Raw genomic sequence first — 17,704 nt, forward strand, 5'->3', positions numbered from 1 at the left:
ATGCGGGATGGCACTGCTGCGCGGCGCACACGCCTGAGCGCGCGCTCACCTCCCCATGCTACTTACGAGTAACCACCCTGCCCAGTCCCGGCGCCGGGAGCGGCGAACGTCACACGGGAGCGGGGCCGCGCGGGAGCCGTTTCGGCGGCCCGTGGCTCGCGATCGGGACCGTCGCTCCCGTGAAGGGGCCACCCGCCACGACGGGGGGCTCGTCCCTTTCGTCCGAGCCACCCTCCGGAGATCTTGGCGTGATATCGACGCCGGTGTTCCGGTACGTGGGGCCTCTGGAGGCCCACCGGAGGGCGATTTCGGCACGTGGGGAGGCAGCCGGTCGCGCGGCGCGCACGGCGCGGTGGACGGCGTACGCGCGCTGTGGGTGCCCTGAGGGGTGGCCGGGTCGCGTGGCGCGAGCGGGCGGAGGGCGCGCACGCCGCGGAGAAGGCGGCCGGGTGCGTGGCGGCGCGAAGAGGTGGGTGGTGGACGGGCCCCGCGCCCCGGAGGAGCGCGGGCCGATCTCGCGTGCGTCCCGGGCCGTCAGTCCCCGGCCGCCAGCGAGGCCACCAGGACCGGCGTCACCTGTTCGACCTGCCAGGGCCGGGCACCGTATCCGGCGAGCGCGGCGGCCACGGAGTCCGCGTCCGGCGCCGTCGGCGGCTCCCAGCACACCCGCCGCACGGTGTCCGGGGTGATCAGGTTCTCCTGCGGCATGTTGAGCTGTTCGGCCAGTGCCGACACGGCGGCACGCGCGGCGGAGAGCCGGGCGGCGGCGGCCGGGTCCTTGTCGGCCCAGGCGCGCGGCGGCGGCGGACCGGTCACCGGCTGCCCCGGCTGCGGCAGCTCCGCGTCGGGCAGCGCCTTGGCGCGGTCGACCGCGGCCTGCCACTGTTCCAGCTGGCGCCGCCCCATGCGGTGCCCGTAGCCGTTCAGCGCGGACAGGGCGTGCACATTGGGCGGCAGGGAGAGTGCGGCCTCCACGATCGCCGCGTCCCCGAGGACCTTGCCCGGCGAGATGTCACGGCGCTGGGCGACCCGGTCCCGGGTCTCCCACAGCTCGCGTACGACCGCCATCTGACGGCGGCGGCGCACCTTGTGCATCCCGGACGTACGGCGCCACGGGTCCTTGCGCGGCGGCGCGGGCTCGGCCTGTGCGATCGCGTCGAACTCCTGCTGGGCCCAGTCCAGCTTGCCCTGCCGGTCGAGCTCCTTCTCCAGGGCGTCGCGCAGGTCGACGAGGAGTTCCACGTCGAGCGCGGCATAGCGCAGCCACGGCTCCGGGAGGGGGCGGGTGGACCAGTCGACCGCGGAGTGTCCCTTCTCCAGGACGAAGCCGAGGACGCTCTCGACCATCGCGCCGAGGCCCACCCGGGGGAACCCGGCGAGGCGGCCGGCCAGCTCGGTGTCGAAGAGCCGCGTCGGCACCATGCCTATCTCGCGCAGGCAGGGCAGGTCCTGGGTGGCGGCGTGCAGCACCCACTCCGCCCCGGAGATCGCCTCGCCGAGGCCCGACAGGTCGGGGCAGGCGACGGGATCGATCAGGGCGCTGCCCGCGCCCTCGCGGCGCAGCTGCACCAGGTAGGCGCGCTGGCCGTACCGGTAGCCGGACGCGCGTTCGGCGTCGACGGCCACGGGGCCGGATCCGGCGGCGAACGCGGCGATCACCTCGGCGAGCGAGGTCTCGTCGGCTACGACGGGCGGAATGCCCTCTCGGGGCTCAAGCAAAGGGATCGGCGCCGATTCGACGTCGTCCGGAGGGCCGCCTCCGGTGGTTCGCAGTGAGCTGTCTGCTGCGGTCTCTTGGGCGTCGGTCACCTGTCAAGGGTATCCGTGTATGGAGTACGCCCGCCGACGGAACGTTCCGTCGACGGGCGTATGAGGGTCGTAAACCAGTCAGGTCGGTGAAAGATCGCGTTCACGAACGGGTGGACGGGGTGCGGCTGGACGTTCCCGTACGCGGGGTCAGTGGATGATCCCCGTCCGCAGGGCCACCGCCACCATGCCGGCGCGGTCGCCCGTGCCGAGCTTGCGGGCGATGCGGGCGAGGTGGCTCTTGACGGTCAGGGCGGACAGGCCCATCGAGACGCCGATGGCCTTGTTCGACTGGCCCTCCGCGACCAGCCGGAGCACCTCGACCTCACGGCCGGAGAGCTCGCGGTAGCCGCCCGGGTGGCTCGGGGCACCCGGGGGGCGGCGGTGCATACGGGCGGCGGCCGAGCCGATGGGCGCGGCGCCGGGTCGGGTGGGGAGCCCGACGTTGGTGCGGGTGCCGGTGACGACGTAGCCCTTCACGCCGCCCGCGAGGGCATTGCGTACGGCGCCGATGTCGTCGGCGGCGGAAAGGGCGAGGCCGTTGGGCCAGCCGGCGGCCCGGGTCTCGGACAGCAGGGTGAGCCCGCTGCCGTCGGGAAGGTGGACGTCGGCGACGCAGATGTCGCGCGGGTTGCCGATTCGGGGGCGGGCCTCCGCCACGGACGACGCCTCGATGACGTCGCGCACACCGAGCGCCCAGAGGTGGCGTGTGACGGTGGAACGGACCCGTGGGTCGGCCACGACCACCATGGCGGTCGGCTTGTTCGGGCGGTAGGCGACCAGGCTTGCGGGCTGCTCGAGGAGAACGGACACCAGGCCTCCTGGGGTGCGGGACGGGACCGGCTCTGGGGATGAAGCCGGGACGAACCGTGCTTTCAAGGTCACAGACGTCTTCGGCACCAAACCCGTTCTCCTTTAGAGAATGATCACGATTTGGTGAGTAACAATCCGTGCAATTCGGACACGCGATCGATCATCCGAAGATCGAACCGAGTCGTTCCGTGTCACGACACGGCTGAAAGTGGCCGTATCGACAAAGCCTGGGTAACGGACTCGGCAGGAAGTTCGGCGCTCGCACACCTGCCCGCGCACAGCCCGCGCGCGGTTCGCGCACCAGCCCCCACAAGAAAGTGCCGCCCGGCATGGGGGCGGTGAGTGCTCGGCTGCCCGGAGCCGGGCGGAGGGGCGGCGGGGCGGGCGGCGAGGGGAGGGGGCGGCGAGTGGGTGGCGGGACGGCCGGGGGTGCGGTGAGCGGCCCGGTGAGTGCCTCGGCGAGCGCTCACCGCCACGTGCTCAGCGCGACTGGGGGCCCCGGCGCTGCGGGAGCGTCACCACCGAGGCGTCGCCCGGTCCGGCCGGCGGCAGGCCCGCGATCTGGCAGAGCAGATCGCACCAGGCGGCGAGATGCGCGGCCGTGTCCGGTACACCCCCCAGCCCCTCGCGCGGCGTCCAGGAGGCGCGGATCTCGATCTGGGACGCGGACGGACGCTCGGCCAGCCCCCCGAAATAGTGCGAGCTCGCGCGGGTGACGGTGCCGCTCGGCTCCCCGTACGACAGACCGCGGGCCTGCAGTGCGCCGGTCAGCCACGACCAGGAGACGTCCGGGAGCAGTGGGTCGGCGGCCATCTCCGGCTCCAGCTCGGCGCGGATCAAGGTCACCAGGCGGAAGGCGCCCTGCCAGGCCTCGTGCCCCGCCGGGTCGTGCAGGAGGACCAGCCGGCCGTCCGCGAGATCCTCGTCCTCGGCGACGACCGCGGCCTCCAGTGCGTACGAGTACGGGGCGAGGCGCTGTGGCGGACGCGTCGGGTCGATCTCGATCTCCGGCCGCAGCCGTGCCCCCTTCAGCGCGTCGACGGCGGCCCGGAACGGCAACGGAGCAGTCTCCTTCGCATCTTGGTCCCCCTCCTTGGCATCGTCCATTCCCCCAGTGCCGTCCGACAGTCGTCCCTGAGCCGCAGCCATGCGGGGAAGATTAAGGGGAACTGGGCCCGCGCGCAGGGAGAGACACCCGTGCGTGGGACCACTGTCCGGTTCGTGCCACGCCAACCGGTCCGGTACGGGTACCGGGCCGGGGTGCGCGTCCGCCGCGGAGCCCGGCACTTGCGGGTCCGCGGGGCGTGCGAGACTTTCCGTCGTGAGTGCCATTGACCGCCCCGCCGCGGGCCAGCCGCCGAAAGCCACGTACGAGTCCGCCTTCCTCAAGGCGTGCAGGCGCGAGCCCGTGCCGCATACACCGGTGTGGTTCATGCGGCAGGCAGGTCGCTCGCTGCCCGAGTACCTGAAGGTGCGCGAGGGCATTCCGATGCTGGAGTCCTGCATGCGGCCGGAGCTGGTCGCCGAGATCACTCTCCAGCCGGTGCGCCGGCACGGCGTGGACGCGGCGATCTACTTCAGCGACATCGTCGTCCCGCTGAAGGCCATCGGCGTCGACCTCGACATCAAGCCGGGCGTCGGCCCGGTCGTGGAGAAGCCGATCCGCACCCGCGCCGACCTGGCGCAGCTGCGCGATCTGACCCCCGACGACGTCTCGTACGTCACCGACGCGATCAAGCTCCTGACGGCCGAGCTGGGCGAGACGCCCCTCATCGGTTTCGCGGGCGCGCCCTTCACGCTCGCGAGCTATCTCGTGGAGGGCGGTCCGTCCAAGAACCACGAGCACACCAAGGCGCTGATGTACGGGGACCCGCAGTTGTGGGCCGACCTGCTCGACCGCCTCGCCGAGATCACCGCCGCCTTCCTCAAGGTGCAGATCGAGGCGGGCGCGAGCGCCGTGCAGCTCTTCGACTCCTGGGTCGGTGCCCTGGCACCCGCCGACTACCGCCGCTCGGTGATGCCCGCGTCCGCCAAGGTCTTCGAGTCCGTGGCCGGGTACGGCGTCCCGCGCATCCACTTCGGCGTCGGCACCGGCGAGCTGCTCGGTCTGATGGGTGAGGCGGGCGCGGACGTGGTCGGCGTCGACTGGCGTGTGCCGCTCGACGAGGCCGCACGCCGGGTCGGCCCCGGCAAGGCGCTCCAGGGCAACCTCGACCCGGCCGTGCTCTTCTCCTCGACCGAGGCCGTGGAGGCCAAGACCCGCGAGGTGCTGGATGCCGCCGCCGGTCTGGAGGGCCACATCTTCAACCTCGGCCACGGCGTCCTGCCCACCATGGACCCGGACGCGCTGACCCGGCTCGTGGACCACGTCCACACCCAGACGGCGCGCTGACGCCTCACCAGCCGTGCCGCGCCTGTCTGCCCCACAGCAGGCTGCGCGGTTCCGGCGGCGGCGGGGTGCCCCGGCGCAGCGGCCAGGCCAGCAGCATGCCCGCGAGGAAGCCGGCCACATGGGCCTCGTACGCGACGGTTCCGGCGGCGGAGACACCGCCGCCCGACGAGTACACCGCCTGCAGCGCGAACCAGAATCCGAGGACGAGCCAGGCGGGCAGTCGCAGCGGCAGGAAGACCAGGAACGGGACCAGGACCCACACCCTGGCCCTCGGATAGAGCACCAGGTAGGCGCCGAGCACCCCGGCGATCGCCCCGGAGGCACCGAGCAGCGGGTCCGACGAGCTGTCGTTGAGGAGCGCGAAGCCGTATCCGGCCGCGTACCCGCACGCCACGTAGAACAGCGTGAACCGCACATGTCCCAGGCGGTCCTCGATGTTGTTGCCGAAGATCAGCAGGAAGAGCATGTTGCCGAGCAGGTGCAGCCAACTGCCGTGCAGGAACATCGCGGTGAGGACGGAGAGCGGCGGCGACTTGTCGTAGTCCGGCGCGCTGACCAGGCAGCCGGGGCCGTGTGCGCCGGCCCCGACCTCACCGGTGGGCACGAGCCGCGGCATCTGATGGTGGATCAACTCCTGTGGCACCGCGGCGTAGTGGTCCAGGAACGCCTGCAGGTGGCACAGCTGGGACAGCCCGCTGTCGCCCGCCACCGATCCGGCGAGGCCGGGGGTGTAGAGGAACACCAGCACATTGGCGGCGATCAGCGCGTACGTCACATAGGGCGTGCTGCGTACCGGGTTCACGTCATGGACGGGTATGACCACAAGGAAGTAGTGCCCGGGATACGCCGCGGGTATCCGCACGTCCCCGGGGGGCACGCGCGCCGTCACCGGCGGGGCGCGTGCCCCGGCTCGCGCTCCTGCCCGCGCCACTGAACGCTGTCGCGCCCCGGTGCGTATGTCTCGTCAACCGCCCGCGCCGCGACGCAGACGCGACACGAGGAAGACGTGAGGACACAGGCGATGAACGACCGAGTTACTCCTCCGATGCACGCCCTGCCCGACGGTGAGGCGGAGATCGCCCTGGTGGTGCACCTCCCCTGGGAGGACGTGGCCGCGCTCGGCCAGGAGGCCGGACGGCTCGCTGCGCGCCTGCAGCGTCCGGTGACCCTCGACGAGGCCGTGAGCCACCGGCTGCGCTCCGTAAGGTCGGCCGCGCACGCGAAGCCGCCCACCACGCCGCCCGCGGCCGTCACCGCCTCGGGCTCCGTCTCCTCGCTGCCCGCGCGACCGCCGGCCGAGCAGGCACGGCAGGCGATAGACCGCATCAACCAGAACGCCGGTCACGAGTCCGCGTAGGCGGGCAACGGGGGCGCCGTCGCGAGTCCGTGAGCCGCGCCACGGGGGCGACGGCGAGTGCGGCCACCGGTCCCGCCGCCGGTCGCGCGGCCCGCGTCCCTACTCGGCGCTTCGCCGTACCGCCGTGACAGCCTTGCGCGCCGCGACCAGGATCGGGTCCCACACCGGTGAGAACGGCGGGGCGTAGCCCAGGTCCAGGGCCGTCATCTGTTCCACGGTCATGCGCGCGGTCAGCGCCACCGCGGCGATGTCGACGCGCTTCGCGGCGCCCTCGCGGCCGACGATCTGCACGCCCAGCAGCCGTCCGGTGCGGCGCTCCGCGAGCATCTTCACCGTCATCGGGGCCGCGTTCGGGTAGTAGCCCGCGCGGCTGGTCGACTCGATGGTGACGGTCACGAACTGCAGGCCCGCCCGGCGCGCGTCCTTCTCGCGCAGCCCCGTGCGCGCGATCTCCAGATCGCAGACCTTGCTCACCGCGGTGCCCACCACACCGGGGAAGGTGGCGTATCCGCCGCCCACGTTGCTGCCGATGACCTGCCCGTGCTTGTTGGCGTGGGTGCCGAGCGCGATGTGCCGCTCGCTCCCCGAGACCAGGTCGAGGACCTCGACGCAGTCGCCGCCCGCCCAGATGTTCTCGTGTCCGCGCACCCGCATCGCCAGATCGGTGAGCAGCCCCCCGTGGTCGCCCAGCGGCAGCCCGGCCGCCCTGGCGAGGCCGGTCTCGGGGCGCACCCCCATGCCGAGCACCACCACGTCCGCCGGGTACTCCGCGTCCTGGGTGGTGACCGCCCGGACCCCGTCGGCGCCGGTGACGATCCCGGTCACCGCGGCGTCGTCGACCATGGTGATGCCCAGACCCGACATGGCCCGGCGCACCAGCCGGCCCATGTCCGGGTCGAGCGTGGCCATCGGTTCGGCGCCACGGTTGACGACCGTCACCTCGTACCCGCGGTTGATGAGTGCCTCGGCCATCTCCACGCCGATGTAACCGGCGCCGACGACCACCGCGCGCCGGCCGCGCGTCGCGGCCAGCGTTTCCAGGAGCGCCTGGCCGTCGTCGACGGTCTGCACCCCGTGCACGCCGGGAGCGTCCATCCCCGGCAGGTCCGGGCGGACCGGACGGGCGCCGGTCGCGATCACGAGCTTGTCGTACGACGTCCACGCCTCCGCCCCGGACTCCAGGTCCCGCGAGCGCACCCGGGCGCCCGCGACATCGATCTCCGTGACCTCGGTGCGCATCCGCAGGTCGATGTCCCGCTCCCGGTGCTCCTGCGGCGACCGCGCGATCAGCTGGTCCGGCCCGGAGACGTCGCCGCCCACCCAGTACGGGATGCCGCAGGCCGAGTAGGAGGTGAAGTGGCCGCGCTCGAACGCCACGATCTCCAGCTCGTCCGGGCCCCGCATCCGGCGCGCCTGCGACGCGGCGGACATGCCCGCCGCGTCGCCGCCGATGACGACCAGCCGCTCCGTCGCCCCACCGGTCCCGCCCGTGCTGCCGGTGGCGTTCGTCGCGCTCGTACGGTTCATGCTCATGCGAACACGCTACGGGGGCCCGCCCTTTCAGGCGTCCTTGCCACCCTCCCCGCGCACCGGCGGCGCCGCCGGCAGCGAACCGGCGCCCGACACGGCCGGCACCGACGCTCGACGGCGCGGGAGCCGGGAGCGTCCGAACCGCAGCCACAGCACCACGAGCACCGCCGCGCAGACGGCGAACGGGAGCACCGCTCCCAACACCATCGCGATCCAGCGCAGCGTCGTGACGAACGCGTCCCAGCCACCCGCGAGGGCGTCCACGAAGCCGGGATCGCCGGCCTTCTCCGCGGCCTTCCGCACCGGCGTCTCGGAGAGGGACAGCGTGATCGTGGCCAGGCTGGTGCGGTCCTTCAGTGACGACTGCCGCGCGAGCAGTGCCTCGAGATCGGCCTCGCGGCTGCTCAGCTCCCCTTCCAGAGCGACCACATCGCTGAGCTTGGCCGCCCGGTCCATCAGCCCGCGGACCCGGGCCACACTGGCGCGCTGCGACTTGATACGGCTCTCCACGTCGACGACCTGGTCGGTGACGTCCTGCGCCTTGGCCGTCCGCTCCAGGATCTTCCCCGCACCGCCCAGATCGGCGAGCACCTGGTCGTAGCGGTCGGTGGGCACCCGCAGCACGACACGGGTGCGCTCGTGGCCCCGGCCGTCCCGGGTGGTCGTCTCGTCACCGACGAAACCGCCCGCGCCGGTGGCGGTGACCCGGGCCCGGTCCAGGGCCTCGGGGACGTCCTTGACCTGCACGGTCAGGAACGCTGTACGGATGATGCCGCTCGTGTCCAGCCGGGGCGCGGTGGCGGCCCGGGAGCCGCCCGCGCCCGAGGCGGCACTGTCCGAGGCGGCACTGTCCGCGGTTCCCGGAGCCGCCTCCTTGGCACCCGGGCCGGCCTTCCGGTCACCCGACGCCGCCTTGTCGCTCGACGTGCCACCGTCACCGGCGGCGCCGCACCCCGCCAGCGCGAGGGAGGACACGAGCAGGACACCGGCCAGGGCCCGGCCGGTTCGTATGCGGCGTACGGAACGTGGTGTGTGCATGTGGGACTACCCCCGGGGGTTCGTGACGGATGCTGTCTCTTCGACGCCGGGACCCGGCAGGACGTTGGGGTGCTCCGGTCCCGAAGAGGTCACGGTCGGGACTCGCATCGGACACCCCGGGCCCGGCGGACGCGCCGGCGGGGTCTGAGAAAGTGGAGGCATGCGCGCACAGGACAGTCGTACGGGTACGGGGCATGTCGTCGTCGTCGGAGGTGGGATCGCCGGTCTGGCCGCCGCCCACCGTCTCCTCGACCGCGGCGCCCGGGTGACCGTCCTGGAGGCCTCCGGCCGCGTCGGCGGCAAGCTGCTGCCCGGCGAGATCGCGGGCGCCCGCGTCGACCTCGGCGCCGAGTCGATGCTCGCCCGGCGCCCCGAAGCGGTCGCGCTCGCCCGCGAGGCGGGGCTCGCCGACCGCCTCCGGCCCCCCGCCACCGCGACCGCCTCCCTGTGGACCCGCGGCGCCCTGCGGCCCATGCCCAAGGGACACGTCATGGGCGTCCCCGGCACCGCCGCCGCCCTCCACGGAGTCCTGTCCGACGAGGGCCTGCGCCGCATCGAGCGCGACACCGAACTGCCCCGCACGGAGATCGGTGACGACGTGGCGGTGGGGGAGTACGTGGCGGCGCGCCTCGGCCGCGAGGTCGTCGACCGGCTGGTCGAGCCCCTGCTCGGCGGTGTCTACGCGGGCGACGCCTACCGCATCTCCCTGCGCGCCGCCGTCCCCCAGCTCTTCGAGGCGGCCCGCACCCACACCTCCCTGACGGAGGCGGTGCGCGCGATCCAGGCCAAGGCCGCCGCGCACCAGCAGACCGGCCCGGTGTTCATGGGCATCGAGGGCGGCGTCGGCACACTCCCGCTCGCGGTCGCCGAGTCGGTGCGCGCGCGGGGCGGCGAGATCGTCACCGGCGCCCCGGTCACGGAGCTGCGCCGGACGCGCGGCACCGAGCCCGGCTGGCGCGTCGTGGCCGGAGACCGTGTGCTGCGCACCGACGCCGTCGTCCTGGCCCTGCCCGCCCCGGCCGCCGCCACCCTGCTGCGCGCCGAGGCACCCGCCGCGGCCACCGAGCTCGCCGGCGTCGAGTACGCCTCCATGGCACTGGTCACCCTCGCCTACCGGCGCGCGGACAGCACCCTCCCGGAGGGGAGCGGCTTCCTGGTCCCGCCCGTCGACGGACACACCATCAAGGCGTCCACGTTCGCCTCCCGCAAGTGGGGCTGGATCGACGAGGAGAACCCCGGCCTGCTCGTCCTGCGCACCTCCGTGGGCCGGTACGGCGAGAGCGAGGTGCTGGGCCGCGACGACGCCGGCCTCGTCGCCGTGTCCCGCCACGACCTGCGCGAGGCCACCGGCCTGACCGCCGAGCCCGTCGCCACCCGCGTCACCCGCTGGGACGACGGACTGCCGCAGTACCCCGTCGGGCACCACACGCGGGTCGCCCGGATCCGCGCGCACGTCGCCGGGCTCCCCGGGCTCGCGGTCTGCGGCGCCGCGTACGACGGGGTCGGCATCCCCGCCTGCATCGCGAGCGCGTACGCCGCCGTGGACCAGCTCGGCGGGGACCGCGCCGGACTGGACGCGCTGATCAGGAACCCGGTGCAGAGCCTGCACGGCGGCGCGGGAGAATAGGCCCATGAGTGACGACGCCCCCGGCAAGATCCCGAACATCGGCAAGAAGGCCAAGGACCTCAACGAGGTCATCCGCTACACCCTGTGGTCCGTCTTCAGGCTGCGCGACGTGCTCCCCGAGGACCGTGCCGGATACGCCGACGAGGTCCAGGAGCTCTTCGACCAGCTCGCCGCGAAGGACGTCACCGTCCGCGGCACGTACGACGTGTCGGGGCTGCGTGCCGACGCGGACCTGATGATCTGGTGGCACGCCGAGACCGCCGACCAGCTCCAGGAGGCGTACAACCTCTTCCGCCGCACCCGGCTCGGCCGCGCCCTGGAGCCGGTCTGGTCGAACATGGCGCTGCACCGCCCGGCCGAGTTCAACCGCTCGCACATCCCGGCGTTCCTCGCCGACGAGACGCCCCGCGACTACATCAGCGTCTACCCGTTCGTACGCTCCTACGACTGGTACCTGCTGCCCGACGAGGACCGCCGGCGCATGCTCGCCGACCACGGCAAGATGGCCCGCGGCTACCCGGACGTGCGGGCCAACACGGTCGCCTCGTTCTCCCTCGGCGACTACGAGTGGATCCTCGCCTTCGAGGCCGACGAGCTGTACCGCATCGTCGACCTCATGCGTCACCTGCGCGCCTCCGAGGCCCGGCTGCACGTCCGCGAGGAGGTCCCGTTCTACACGGGCCGCCGCAAGGACGTCGCCGAACTGGTCGCGGGTCTCGCCTGACCGCTGTCCGGCGCGGGGCCGGGCGGTCTACGAAGCCCGCCCGTCCTTCGCGTGCGGTGCCCGCGCGCCCGGGGCCGCCGGCTTCGGGCCGGCCGGCTTCGCGGCCGCGGGTCGCGGTTCCGCGCGCGGTGCGCACCGCGCGCGCCATTGCGGGAGGCGGCCCGTCAGCAGATACGCGTCAAGGTGGTCGTTGACGCACCGGTTGGGGCCGCCGGCGATCCCGTGCGTCCCGGCGCCGGTCTCGGTCACCAGGACGGAACCGGACAGCCGCCGCTGCAACTCCTCCGCCCCCTCGTACGGCGTGGCCGCGTCCCGCTCGGCCGCCAGGATCAGGGTCGGCGCCAGCACCCCGGGCAGCGTCCGTACGTCGAGGGGCTTCTGCCGGGGCGCCTGCCAGTACGCGCAGGGCAGGTTCATCCACACGTTGTCCCAGGTCTCGAACGGTGCCCTGCGCGCGAGCCGGGTGTTGTCGCGGTCCCAGGTGCGCCACCGGGTCGGCCAGGACGCGTCGTTGCACTCGACCGCCGTGTAGACGGCGCTCGCGTTCTCCGCCCCGACCGAGGCGTCCGGACGCGCGGCCTGCTCGATCAGCGGCTTCGGGTCGCCCTTCAGATAGGCGGAGAGCGCCAGGGCACGCTGCGGCCAGTAGCCGTCGTAGTACCCCGCCTCCAGGAAAGCGCCCTGCAACTGCGCAGGCCCCACCTTGCCCCCGGCGGGCGACGCGGCGAGCTGCGCCCGCGCCTTCTCGTAGCTGTGCAGCACCTCCTCGGGCGTGCCGCCGAGCCCGTACACCTCGTCGTGCCGGGCGGTCCACGCGCGGAAGTCGGCCCAGCGGCCCTCGAAGGCCGCCGACTGGTCGAGGTTGTTCCGGTACCAGATCTGGCCGGGGGCCGGGTTCACCGCCGAGTCGAAGACCATCCGGCGCACGTGCGAGGGGAAGAGCGTCGCGTAGAGGGCGCCGAAGTAGGTGCCGTACGAGGCTCCCATGAAGGTCAGCTTCCGCTCGCCGAGCGCGGCGCGCAGCACGTCGAGGTCACGGGCGTTGTTGAGCGAGGTGTAGTGCCGGATCGCCTCGCCGGAGCGCTCCAGACAGCCGCGCGCGTACGCCCGCGCCTCCGCGATGCGCTCCTTCTTGTACGACTCCGAGGGGTACGTCGGCGCCTGGGAGGGCCCCTTGACGGAGCGCTTCGGGTCCTTGCAGGACAGCGGGGCCGAGCGGTCGACCCCGCGCGGGGCGTAGCCCACCAGGTCGTACGCCGCCGCGATCCGCTTCCACTCGGGCAGGGAGCCGAACAGCGGGAAGTACATGCCGGAGGCGCCGGGGCCGCCGGGGTTGTAGACGAGGGCGCCCTGCCGCGGCACCTGGTGCTTCGCGTTCCGCGCGTCCTTGCCGGTGGCCCTGGTCCGGCTGACGGTCAGCCTGATCTGCTTGCCGTCGGGGTGCGTGTAGTCGAGCGGTACGTCGACCGTGCCGCAGCGCAGGCCGGCGGGGAGTCCCGTCTCCTTGGCACAGGCACCGAAGCGGATCCCGGCGGCGGCCGCGCGCGCGGCGGCGACGGCGGTACCGCGGGTCAGGGCCGACGCCGTGAGGCCGGCGGGGTCCGGCAGGGCCGGGGCGCCGCCCGCGGGAGCACCGGCGAAGGCGGTCAGGAGCAAGGACCCGGCGGTTCCGCAGAGGACGGCAGCTCTCATCGCGTATCCCTTCAGCGCACGGCAGCGACAAAGGGGATGTTTCGTTCGGGGGTGGGTGAAGTAAAGCACCGGGTGCCGGTGTCGGCCGCAATGACTCCTATGCGCCCCCTCGGGCGCCGGTCAGCGCTGCCGTCCGGCCGTCCGGTCGCGGTGCGCGAACGCCGCGCGCAACCCGGGCTCGCCGACCGCGCGGACGCCGCGTACGGCGACCGAGGTGAGGTAGGTGCGGTCGTCGGCGGTGGCGTCGGTGTGCCGGGCGAGGGTGCCGAGCAGCCGTTGGCCGGCCGGGGAGGCCCAGCGTGTGTAGGGGTGGACCTCGATGCGGGCGATGGCGAGGCAGCTCAGCGTGAGGACGAGCGGGAGGGCGAACCAGACGGCTACCGGCACCTCGTCGGCGCGCGGCTGAGAGGGCATCAGCACGGCCACGGCGCCCAGCGCGAGGACGGCCGCCGAGGCGGCCTGGACCTGGCGGACGGCGCCCGCGACGGTGGTGCGGGCGCCGTCGGGCACGGCGAGGCCGGCGGCGACGAGACGGTCGGCGAGGCGGCGCACCGAGTCCGCGGCGGCCGTCGTCGTCCGTACGGGCGCTATCCGGGACTGCCCCTCCGGGCCTATGGCGCCGAGCACCGAACGCTCCATCTCGTCCCGCCCGCGCGGGTCCACGACCGTCGCCCAGCCCGTGTGCGCGAGCAGCAGGCGGCGCTGGCGGGCCATCGACACCAGGGTCAGATCGGCGACCCTGGCCGGGCCGCCGGAGAGGAACGCCGCCTCGTAGAGCGTGAGGTGGTGTCCGCGCGCCGCGTCGGCGTCGACCGCCGCGGCCCGCACGGCGGCCAGGCACAGCCGGACGCAGGACGTGCCGGCCGCGGCCCAGGCCAGGAGCAGGAGAAGGACCCAGAACATGGCGTGTTTCTATGCGACCCGGGCAGTCCGGCGCCACGGTCTGTTCACGATGTGGACGGAGCGTTGTGGGTCTGTGACGTTCGGGTGCCGCGTCAGCTCCTGCCGCGGGAGGCGGCCGGGGGGAGGGGGTAGTTCGCCGACGGGGTGACGGGGACGGGGGTGCCCGGAGAGTTCGTGGGGCCCGGCGGGGCGGGAGAGGCGGTGAGCGGCGGCGGCGCGGCCGTCGCGGCGTCCCGGGCGAGCGCGTCGAAGTCGACGTACCCGGTGGCTTCGAGGACCTTGATGTGGTCGAGCACCGTGGTGTTGGCGTCGTCGGCGAGCTCCCGTACGAGGGAGTTGCGGGTGTTCGCGCGGACCTGGGCGACGACGGCGAAGACCTTGCCGTGCGCCCTGCGCAGGATGTTCGCGAACTTCCGGTCGTAGTCCGTGCCGTGCGCCGCCTCGAGCGTGGCCAGCCAGCCGCGCTGCTGCGCGTTGGGCTGGTTCGGCAGGGTCAGACCGAGCCGGGCGGCGACGTCGCGGACGCGGGCGTCCAGGAAGGTGTGGCCCTCGACGAGGTGTCCGCCGGCCGTCCGTACGGCCTGGGTGGTGCCGCGTTCCTCGGCCTGCTGGCCCGCGGGCAGTTCCCACAGGCCGGCCAGTCTGACCTTGGTGACGAACTCCCGGTCCAGCCCGGACAGCGGACCGAACCGAGTCGGCACGCTCTGGGTGTTCAGGGAGTCCAGACCGGTGCCGGAGCGGTCCGCGTACGACCAGATCGGGAAGACCAGCGCGATGAGGGTCGCCGTGAGGGCGGCGATGATGAGTCCTGTCCCACTGACCAGTCCGGTGCGGTTGATGGATCGCATGGTGTCTCCAGTTGCGGCACCGCACGCTGGTGCGCTTCGCGTGCGGGTTGGCATGTTACTGCGGGCACTGCGCCAACTTCCGTACGGGAAGAAAGGGTTGACGAACGGGAGGAATGGCGTCGAACGGGACGTGTCGGACAGGGTGCAGGCGGGTCGAAAATCGCGCAAACCCGGCGCGTTGTCCGGCCGGCCGGGGTGCGGTGTTAACCCCGGCACACTCCAGGGGGCGGACCGCGCCGGCGGTGGAGCTGCGGGGTGGGGAGGGACGGATCAGTGGCGCAGCAGCGCCCGGCGGGTGGCGCGGGCCAGCCTGGCCGCCGGCCGCAGTGAGCGGGGTGCCGGACCGGAGCGCTCCAGCCACCAGTCGCGCAGCAGATGCCGTGTCCGCGCGTCCCGCGGGTGCCCGGCGAGCAGCAGGTGCTCGGCGAAGTCCAGCGCGTCGCGCCGGTAGCCACCGGTCATCGGACGGCCCTGCGCGTATCCGAGGAAGGCGGCCCGGTAGCCGTCGCCGAGCAGTTCCGGCAGCTCCGCCGCCACCTTCGCGACGACATCCGCGCGCTTGGCGGCGAGGGCCCGCGCCTGTACTCCCGTCCGTACCCGGTCGAACCCCTCGGGCACCGGGGTCCCCGCGACGAGCGCGGAGAGCAGGGCGGCCTGCGCGAGGGCGAGACGCTGACGGGCGGGCGCGAGGCCGAGGCCGGGGTCGGGGTCGGCAGCGGGAGTGGGGGCGCCGGTGAGGACGGACGTGCCGGACGCGGCCGGCTCGGACGGCGGCTCGCTCTCCGCGGTGCCGCTCGCCCCCGTCGTCGCCCCGGCCTTCTCCAGAGTCCCCCTGATCGCGGCCAGTTCCCTCTCCAGCTCGCCCGGCTCGGGAAAGTTCTCGTCGCGTTCCAGCAGGACCCCCGGTGGGGTCACCCGGGACGCCAGGTCGGCCAGGATGTCGAGGACCGGGCGGGGTACGGGGTGGGCGTGGCTGTCGTGCCAGACGCCGTCGCGTTCGAAGCCGCCGGCGACATGCACGTAGGCGATGGCCTCGACGGGGAGTTCGTCCAGGGCCCTGGCCGGGTCCTCGCCGCGGTTGACGTGGTTGGTGTGGAGGTTGGCGACGTCGATGAGCAGGCGCACGCCGGTGCGGTCCACCAGGTCGTACAGGAACTGCCCCTCGGTCATCTCCTCGCCCGGCCAGCAGAGCAGCGCCGCGATGTTCTCCACGGCCAGCGGGACGGGAAGCGCGTCCTGCGCGATCCGGACGTTCTCGCACAACACGTCCAGCGCGTCCCGGGTGCGCGGCGCCGGCAGCAGGTGCCCCGCCTCCAGCGACGGCGACGCGGTGAGGGCGCCCCCGGCCCGTACGAACGCGATGTGCTCCGTGACCAGCGGCGCACCCAGCAGCTCGGCACGCTCGGCGAGGGCGGCGAGACGCGACTCGTCGGGGCGGTCCGCGCCGCCGAGGCCGAGCGAGACGCCGTGCGGTACCACCGTGACGCCCCGCTCGCGCAGCCGCCGCAGCGACTCGGGCAGGTGCCCGGGACACAGGTTCTCCGACACGGCCTCGACCCAGTCGATGCCGGGCATGTGCTCCACGGCCTCGGCGATCTCCGGCCGCCACCCGATTCCCGTTCCCAGCCGTCCCAGTTGCGTCATGTCCCCTCCTCCGTCACGCCCTGCCCGGTCCTGCCTGTCGTCTCCCCACGACGGAGCCGTCCCGCGGTGTGACGGGGTCATGGCCCCGGGACGGCGGGCCCAATCCAACAGGGCGGACGTTCAGAGCAACATTTGAGGTTCCACCCGGGCCGCCACGGCCTCGGCTACCGCAGCCGGCCGTCCGGGTCGGAAGGCTCCGGACGGGCGGTGTTGACCTGCCCCGGCGCCGCGGGCGACGGGCTCGACGAGGCGGTGACGCCGGAGTCCGGCCGCACCGGCGGCGCGGAGGGCACCGTCGCCCCGGCGGCCGGCGCGGCGGGTCCGGTCGGGCCGGCGGTCGAGAGCGCCGCCGTGTCGTTGGCGATGGCGTCGAAGTCGACGTTCCCGGTCTTCTCCAGCACCGTGATGTGGTCGAGCACGGTCTGGTTGGTGTCCGTGGCCAGCTGCCGGACCAGCGAGTTGCGGGTGCTGTTGCGCACCGCGCCGATCGCCGGGAAGATCTTGCCGTGCGCGGCCCGCAGGAGATTCGCGAACTTCCGCTCGTACTCCTCGCCGGTCGCCGCGGTCAGCTCCTGCAGCCAGCCCTGCTGTTGCGCGTTGGGCTGGTTCGGCAGTTCGACGTTGAGCCGGGCCGCGACGACCCGCACCCGTTTGTCGAGGTCGGTGTGGCCGACGATCAGGTGGTCGCCCGCCTCCTTGACGGCCTTGGTGGGCGCCCGTTCGATCGCCTGCTGTCCGGCCGGCAGTTCCCAGAGACCGGCCAGGCGGACTCGTACGATCAGATCGCGGTCGGAGGCGGACAGGGGCCCCACTGTGTGTTCACCGTCCCCGCCGCCAGATTCGCCTGTCCCGTGCCCGCGCGGTCGGCGTACGACCACACGGGGAACGCGAGCGCGCCGACCGTGGCGACGAGTGCCGCGATGACGAGCGCCGAACCGTTGATACGCCGCAAGATGAGCCTTCCCGGGGGAAACCAACTGGTCGTTGGAAACCTGCACTTGGCCAGCGACATGAGGTAGGTGAGGGACGGCGGGAATGTTCAAGCGCGTCTAAAGCGATGGCTCGGCTACGGTCAAATCCGCTGGTCGTCCTCGTCGGAGAAGGCCGGCGTTCCTGAACCGTCGGCGGTCGAGCCGGCCGGTGCGTGAAGAGTCCGGCGCACGGCGTCGCGGAGCCAGTGGTGGCCTCCGTCGGCCGCGTGGCGCGGGTGCCAGGCCATGCCGATGGTCAGGGGCGGCAGGGGCAGCGGGATGTCGAGGAGGCGCGGGCCGAGGACGGTGGCTACGTCGGTCAGCGGGGCGGGCGCGACGCGGGGGCGGCCGGCCGGTGA

14 protein-coding genes and 2 pseudogenes are annotated in these 17,704 nt (G+C 73.4%); 4 read left to right on the forward strand and 12 right to left on the reverse strand.

What is annotated here, in order from left to right; all coding sequences use genetic code 11:
• Positions 1-534: 534 nt before the first annotated feature.
• The 3 genes from OHB41_RS34410 to OHB41_RS34420 form a co-directional block, all read right to left on the reverse strand.
• On the reverse strand, positions 535-1,809 hold the full coding sequence (locus OHB41_RS34410; RefSeq protein WP_266702460.1) for a ribonuclease D: 1,275 nt from the start codon (positions 1,807-1,809) through the stop codon (positions 535-537).
• A gap of 147 nt (positions 1,810-1,956) precedes the next feature.
• On the reverse strand, positions 1,957-2,619 hold the full coding sequence (locus OHB41_RS34415) for a response regulator transcription factor (RefSeq protein ID WP_019073943.1): 663 nt from the start codon (positions 2,617-2,619) through the stop codon (positions 1,957-1,959).
• A gap of 480 nt (positions 2,620-3,099) precedes the next feature.
• Positions 3,100-3,726: a DUF3000 domain-containing protein gene (locus OHB41_RS34420; RefSeq protein ID WP_356798670.1), complete on the reverse strand. Its 627-nt coding sequence runs from the start codon at positions 3,724-3,726 to the stop codon at positions 3,100-3,102.
• A gap of 214 nt (positions 3,727-3,940) precedes the next feature.
• On the opposite strand from OHB41_RS34420, the gene hemE reads away from it, so the two are divergent.
• Positions 3,941-5,011: a uroporphyrinogen decarboxylase gene (gene hemE, locus OHB41_RS34425; protein WP_266702470.1), complete on the forward strand. Its 1,071-nt coding sequence runs from the start codon at positions 3,941-3,943 to the stop codon at positions 5,009-5,011.
• A 4-nt stretch (positions 5,012-5,015) separates the two neighbouring features.
• Here the strand turns inward: hemE and OHB41_RS34430 are convergent, their stop codons facing one another.
• Positions 5,016-5,834 carry a rhomboid family intramembrane serine protease gene (locus OHB41_RS34430; RefSeq protein ID WP_266706356.1) on the reverse strand — a complete coding sequence of 273 codons (819 nt, stop codon included), beginning with the start codon at positions 5,832-5,834 and terminating at the stop codon, positions 5,016-5,018.
• 198 nt (positions 5,835-6,032) lie between these two features.
• On the opposite strand from OHB41_RS34430, the gene OHB41_RS34435 reads away from it, so the two are divergent.
• Positions 6,033-6,368: a hypothetical protein gene (locus OHB41_RS34435; protein ID WP_153288083.1), complete on the forward strand. Its 336-nt coding sequence runs from the start codon at positions 6,033-6,035 to the stop codon at positions 6,366-6,368.
• A gap of 99 nt (positions 6,369-6,467) precedes the next feature.
• Here the strand turns inward: OHB41_RS34435 and OHB41_RS34440 are convergent, their stop codons facing one another.
• Positions 6,468-7,901 (reverse strand): FAD-dependent oxidoreductase, encoded by a 1,434-nt coding sequence (locus tag OHB41_RS34440; protein WP_526024996.1) that lies wholly within the window; start codon positions 7,899-7,901, stop codon positions 6,468-6,470.
• Positions 7,902-7,928: 27 nt separating this feature from the next.
• Positions 7,929-8,936: a DUF4349 domain-containing protein gene (locus OHB41_RS34445; RefSeq protein WP_266702475.1), complete on the reverse strand. Its 1,008-nt coding sequence runs from the start codon at positions 8,934-8,936 to the stop codon at positions 7,929-7,931.
• 160 nt (positions 8,937-9,096) lie between these two features.
• Between OHB41_RS34445 and hemG the strand changes: the two genes are divergently transcribed.
• Positions 9,097-10,563, forward strand: a complete 1,467-nt coding sequence (gene hemG / locus OHB41_RS34450; protein ID WP_266702477.1) for a protoporphyrinogen oxidase — start codon at positions 9,097-9,099, stop codon at positions 10,561-10,563.
• 4 nt (positions 10,564-10,567) lie between these two features.
• Complete coding sequence (hemQ, locus tag OHB41_RS34455) at positions 10,568-11,287, forward strand: hydrogen peroxide-dependent heme synthase (protein WP_266702479.1); 720 nt, start codon at positions 10,568-10,570, stop codon at positions 11,285-11,287.
• A 27-nt stretch (positions 11,288-11,314) separates the two neighbouring features.
• On the opposite strand, the gene OHB41_RS34460 is transcribed toward hemQ, so the two are convergent.
• From OHB41_RS34460 to OHB41_RS34485, 6 genes and pseudogenes are all read right to left on the reverse strand, one after another.
• The gene (locus OHB41_RS34460; RefSeq protein WP_266702481.1) at positions 11,315-12,979 is read right to left on the reverse strand and encodes an alpha/beta hydrolase; all 1,665 of its coding nucleotides are present in this window, start codon (positions 12,977-12,979) and stop codon (positions 11,315-11,317) included.
• A 120-nt stretch (positions 12,980-13,099) separates the two neighbouring features.
• Entirely contained in the window at positions 13,100-13,882 is a 783-nt protein-coding gene (locus tag OHB41_RS34465; RefSeq protein WP_266702483.1) for a TIGR04222 domain-containing membrane protein, read from the reverse strand.
• 92 nt (positions 13,883-13,974) lie between these two features.
• Complete coding sequence (locus tag OHB41_RS34470; protein WP_266702485.1) at positions 13,975-14,730, reverse strand: DUF4142 domain-containing protein; 756 nt, start codon at positions 14,728-14,730, stop codon at positions 13,975-13,977.
• A gap of 270 nt (positions 14,731-15,000) precedes the next feature.
• Positions 15,001-16,374, reverse strand: coding sequence for an MbnB/TglH/ChrH family RiPP precursor modification enzyme (locus OHB41_RS34475; protein ID WP_266702487.1), 1,374 nt, complete (start codon positions 16,372-16,374; stop codon positions 15,001-15,003).
• A 164-nt stretch (positions 16,375-16,538) separates the two neighbouring features.
• A pseudogene (locus OHB41_RS34480) lies at positions 16,539-17,326 on the reverse strand (DUF4142 domain-containing protein).
• A 120-nt stretch (positions 17,327-17,446) separates the two neighbouring features.
• Positions 17,447-17,701, reverse strand: a pseudogene (locus tag OHB41_RS34485) (hypothetical protein); the annotation flags it as partial.
• Positions 17,702-17,704: the final 3 nt, after the last annotated feature.

The organism is Streptomyces sp. NBC_01571, from assembly GCF_026339875.1.
Classification (GTDB): domain Bacteria; phylum Actinomycetota; class Actinomycetes; order Streptomycetales; family Streptomycetaceae; genus Streptomyces.

What these genes read in the sequence shown, in the direction of transcription:
- OHB41_RS34470 (WP_266702485.1), bottom strand. Translation starts at nt 14,730, where the DNA reads ATGCGATCCATCAACCGCACCGGACTGGTCAGTGGGACAGGACTCATC.
- hemG (WP_266702477.1), top strand. Translation starts at nt 9,097, where the DNA reads ATGCGCGCACAGGACAGTCGTACGGGTACGGGGCATGTCGTCGTCGTC.
- OHB41_RS34475 (WP_266702487.1), bottom strand. Translation starts at nt 16,374, where the DNA reads ATGACGCAACTGGGACGGCTGGGAACGGGAATCGGGTGGCGGCCGGAG.
- OHB41_RS34440 (WP_526024996.1), bottom strand. Translation starts at nt 7,901, where the DNA reads ATGAGCATGAACCGTACGAGCGCGACGAACGCCACCGGCAGCACGGGC.
- OHB41_RS34460 (WP_266702481.1), bottom strand. Translation starts at nt 12,979, where the DNA reads ATGAGAGCTGCCGTCCTCTGCGGAACCGCCGGGTCCTTGCTCCTGACC.
- OHB41_RS34445 (WP_266702475.1), bottom strand. Translation starts at nt 8,936, where the DNA reads ATGCACACACCACGTTCCGTACGCCGCATACGAACCGGCCGGGCCCTG.
- OHB41_RS34420 (WP_356798670.1), bottom strand. Translation starts at nt 3,726, where the DNA reads ATGGACGATGCCAAGGAGGGGGACCAAGATGCGAAGGAGACTGCTCCG.
- OHB41_RS34465 (WP_266702483.1), bottom strand. Translation starts at nt 13,882, where the DNA reads ATGTTCTGGGTCCTTCTCCTGCTCCTGGCCTGGGCCGCGGCCGGCACG.
- OHB41_RS34435 (WP_153288083.1), top strand. Translation starts at nt 6,033, where the DNA reads ATGAACGACCGAGTTACTCCTCCGATGCACGCCCTGCCCGACGGTGAG.
- hemQ (WP_266702479.1), top strand. Translation starts at nt 10,568, where the DNA reads ATGAGTGACGACGCCCCCGGCAAGATCCCGAACATCGGCAAGAAGGCC.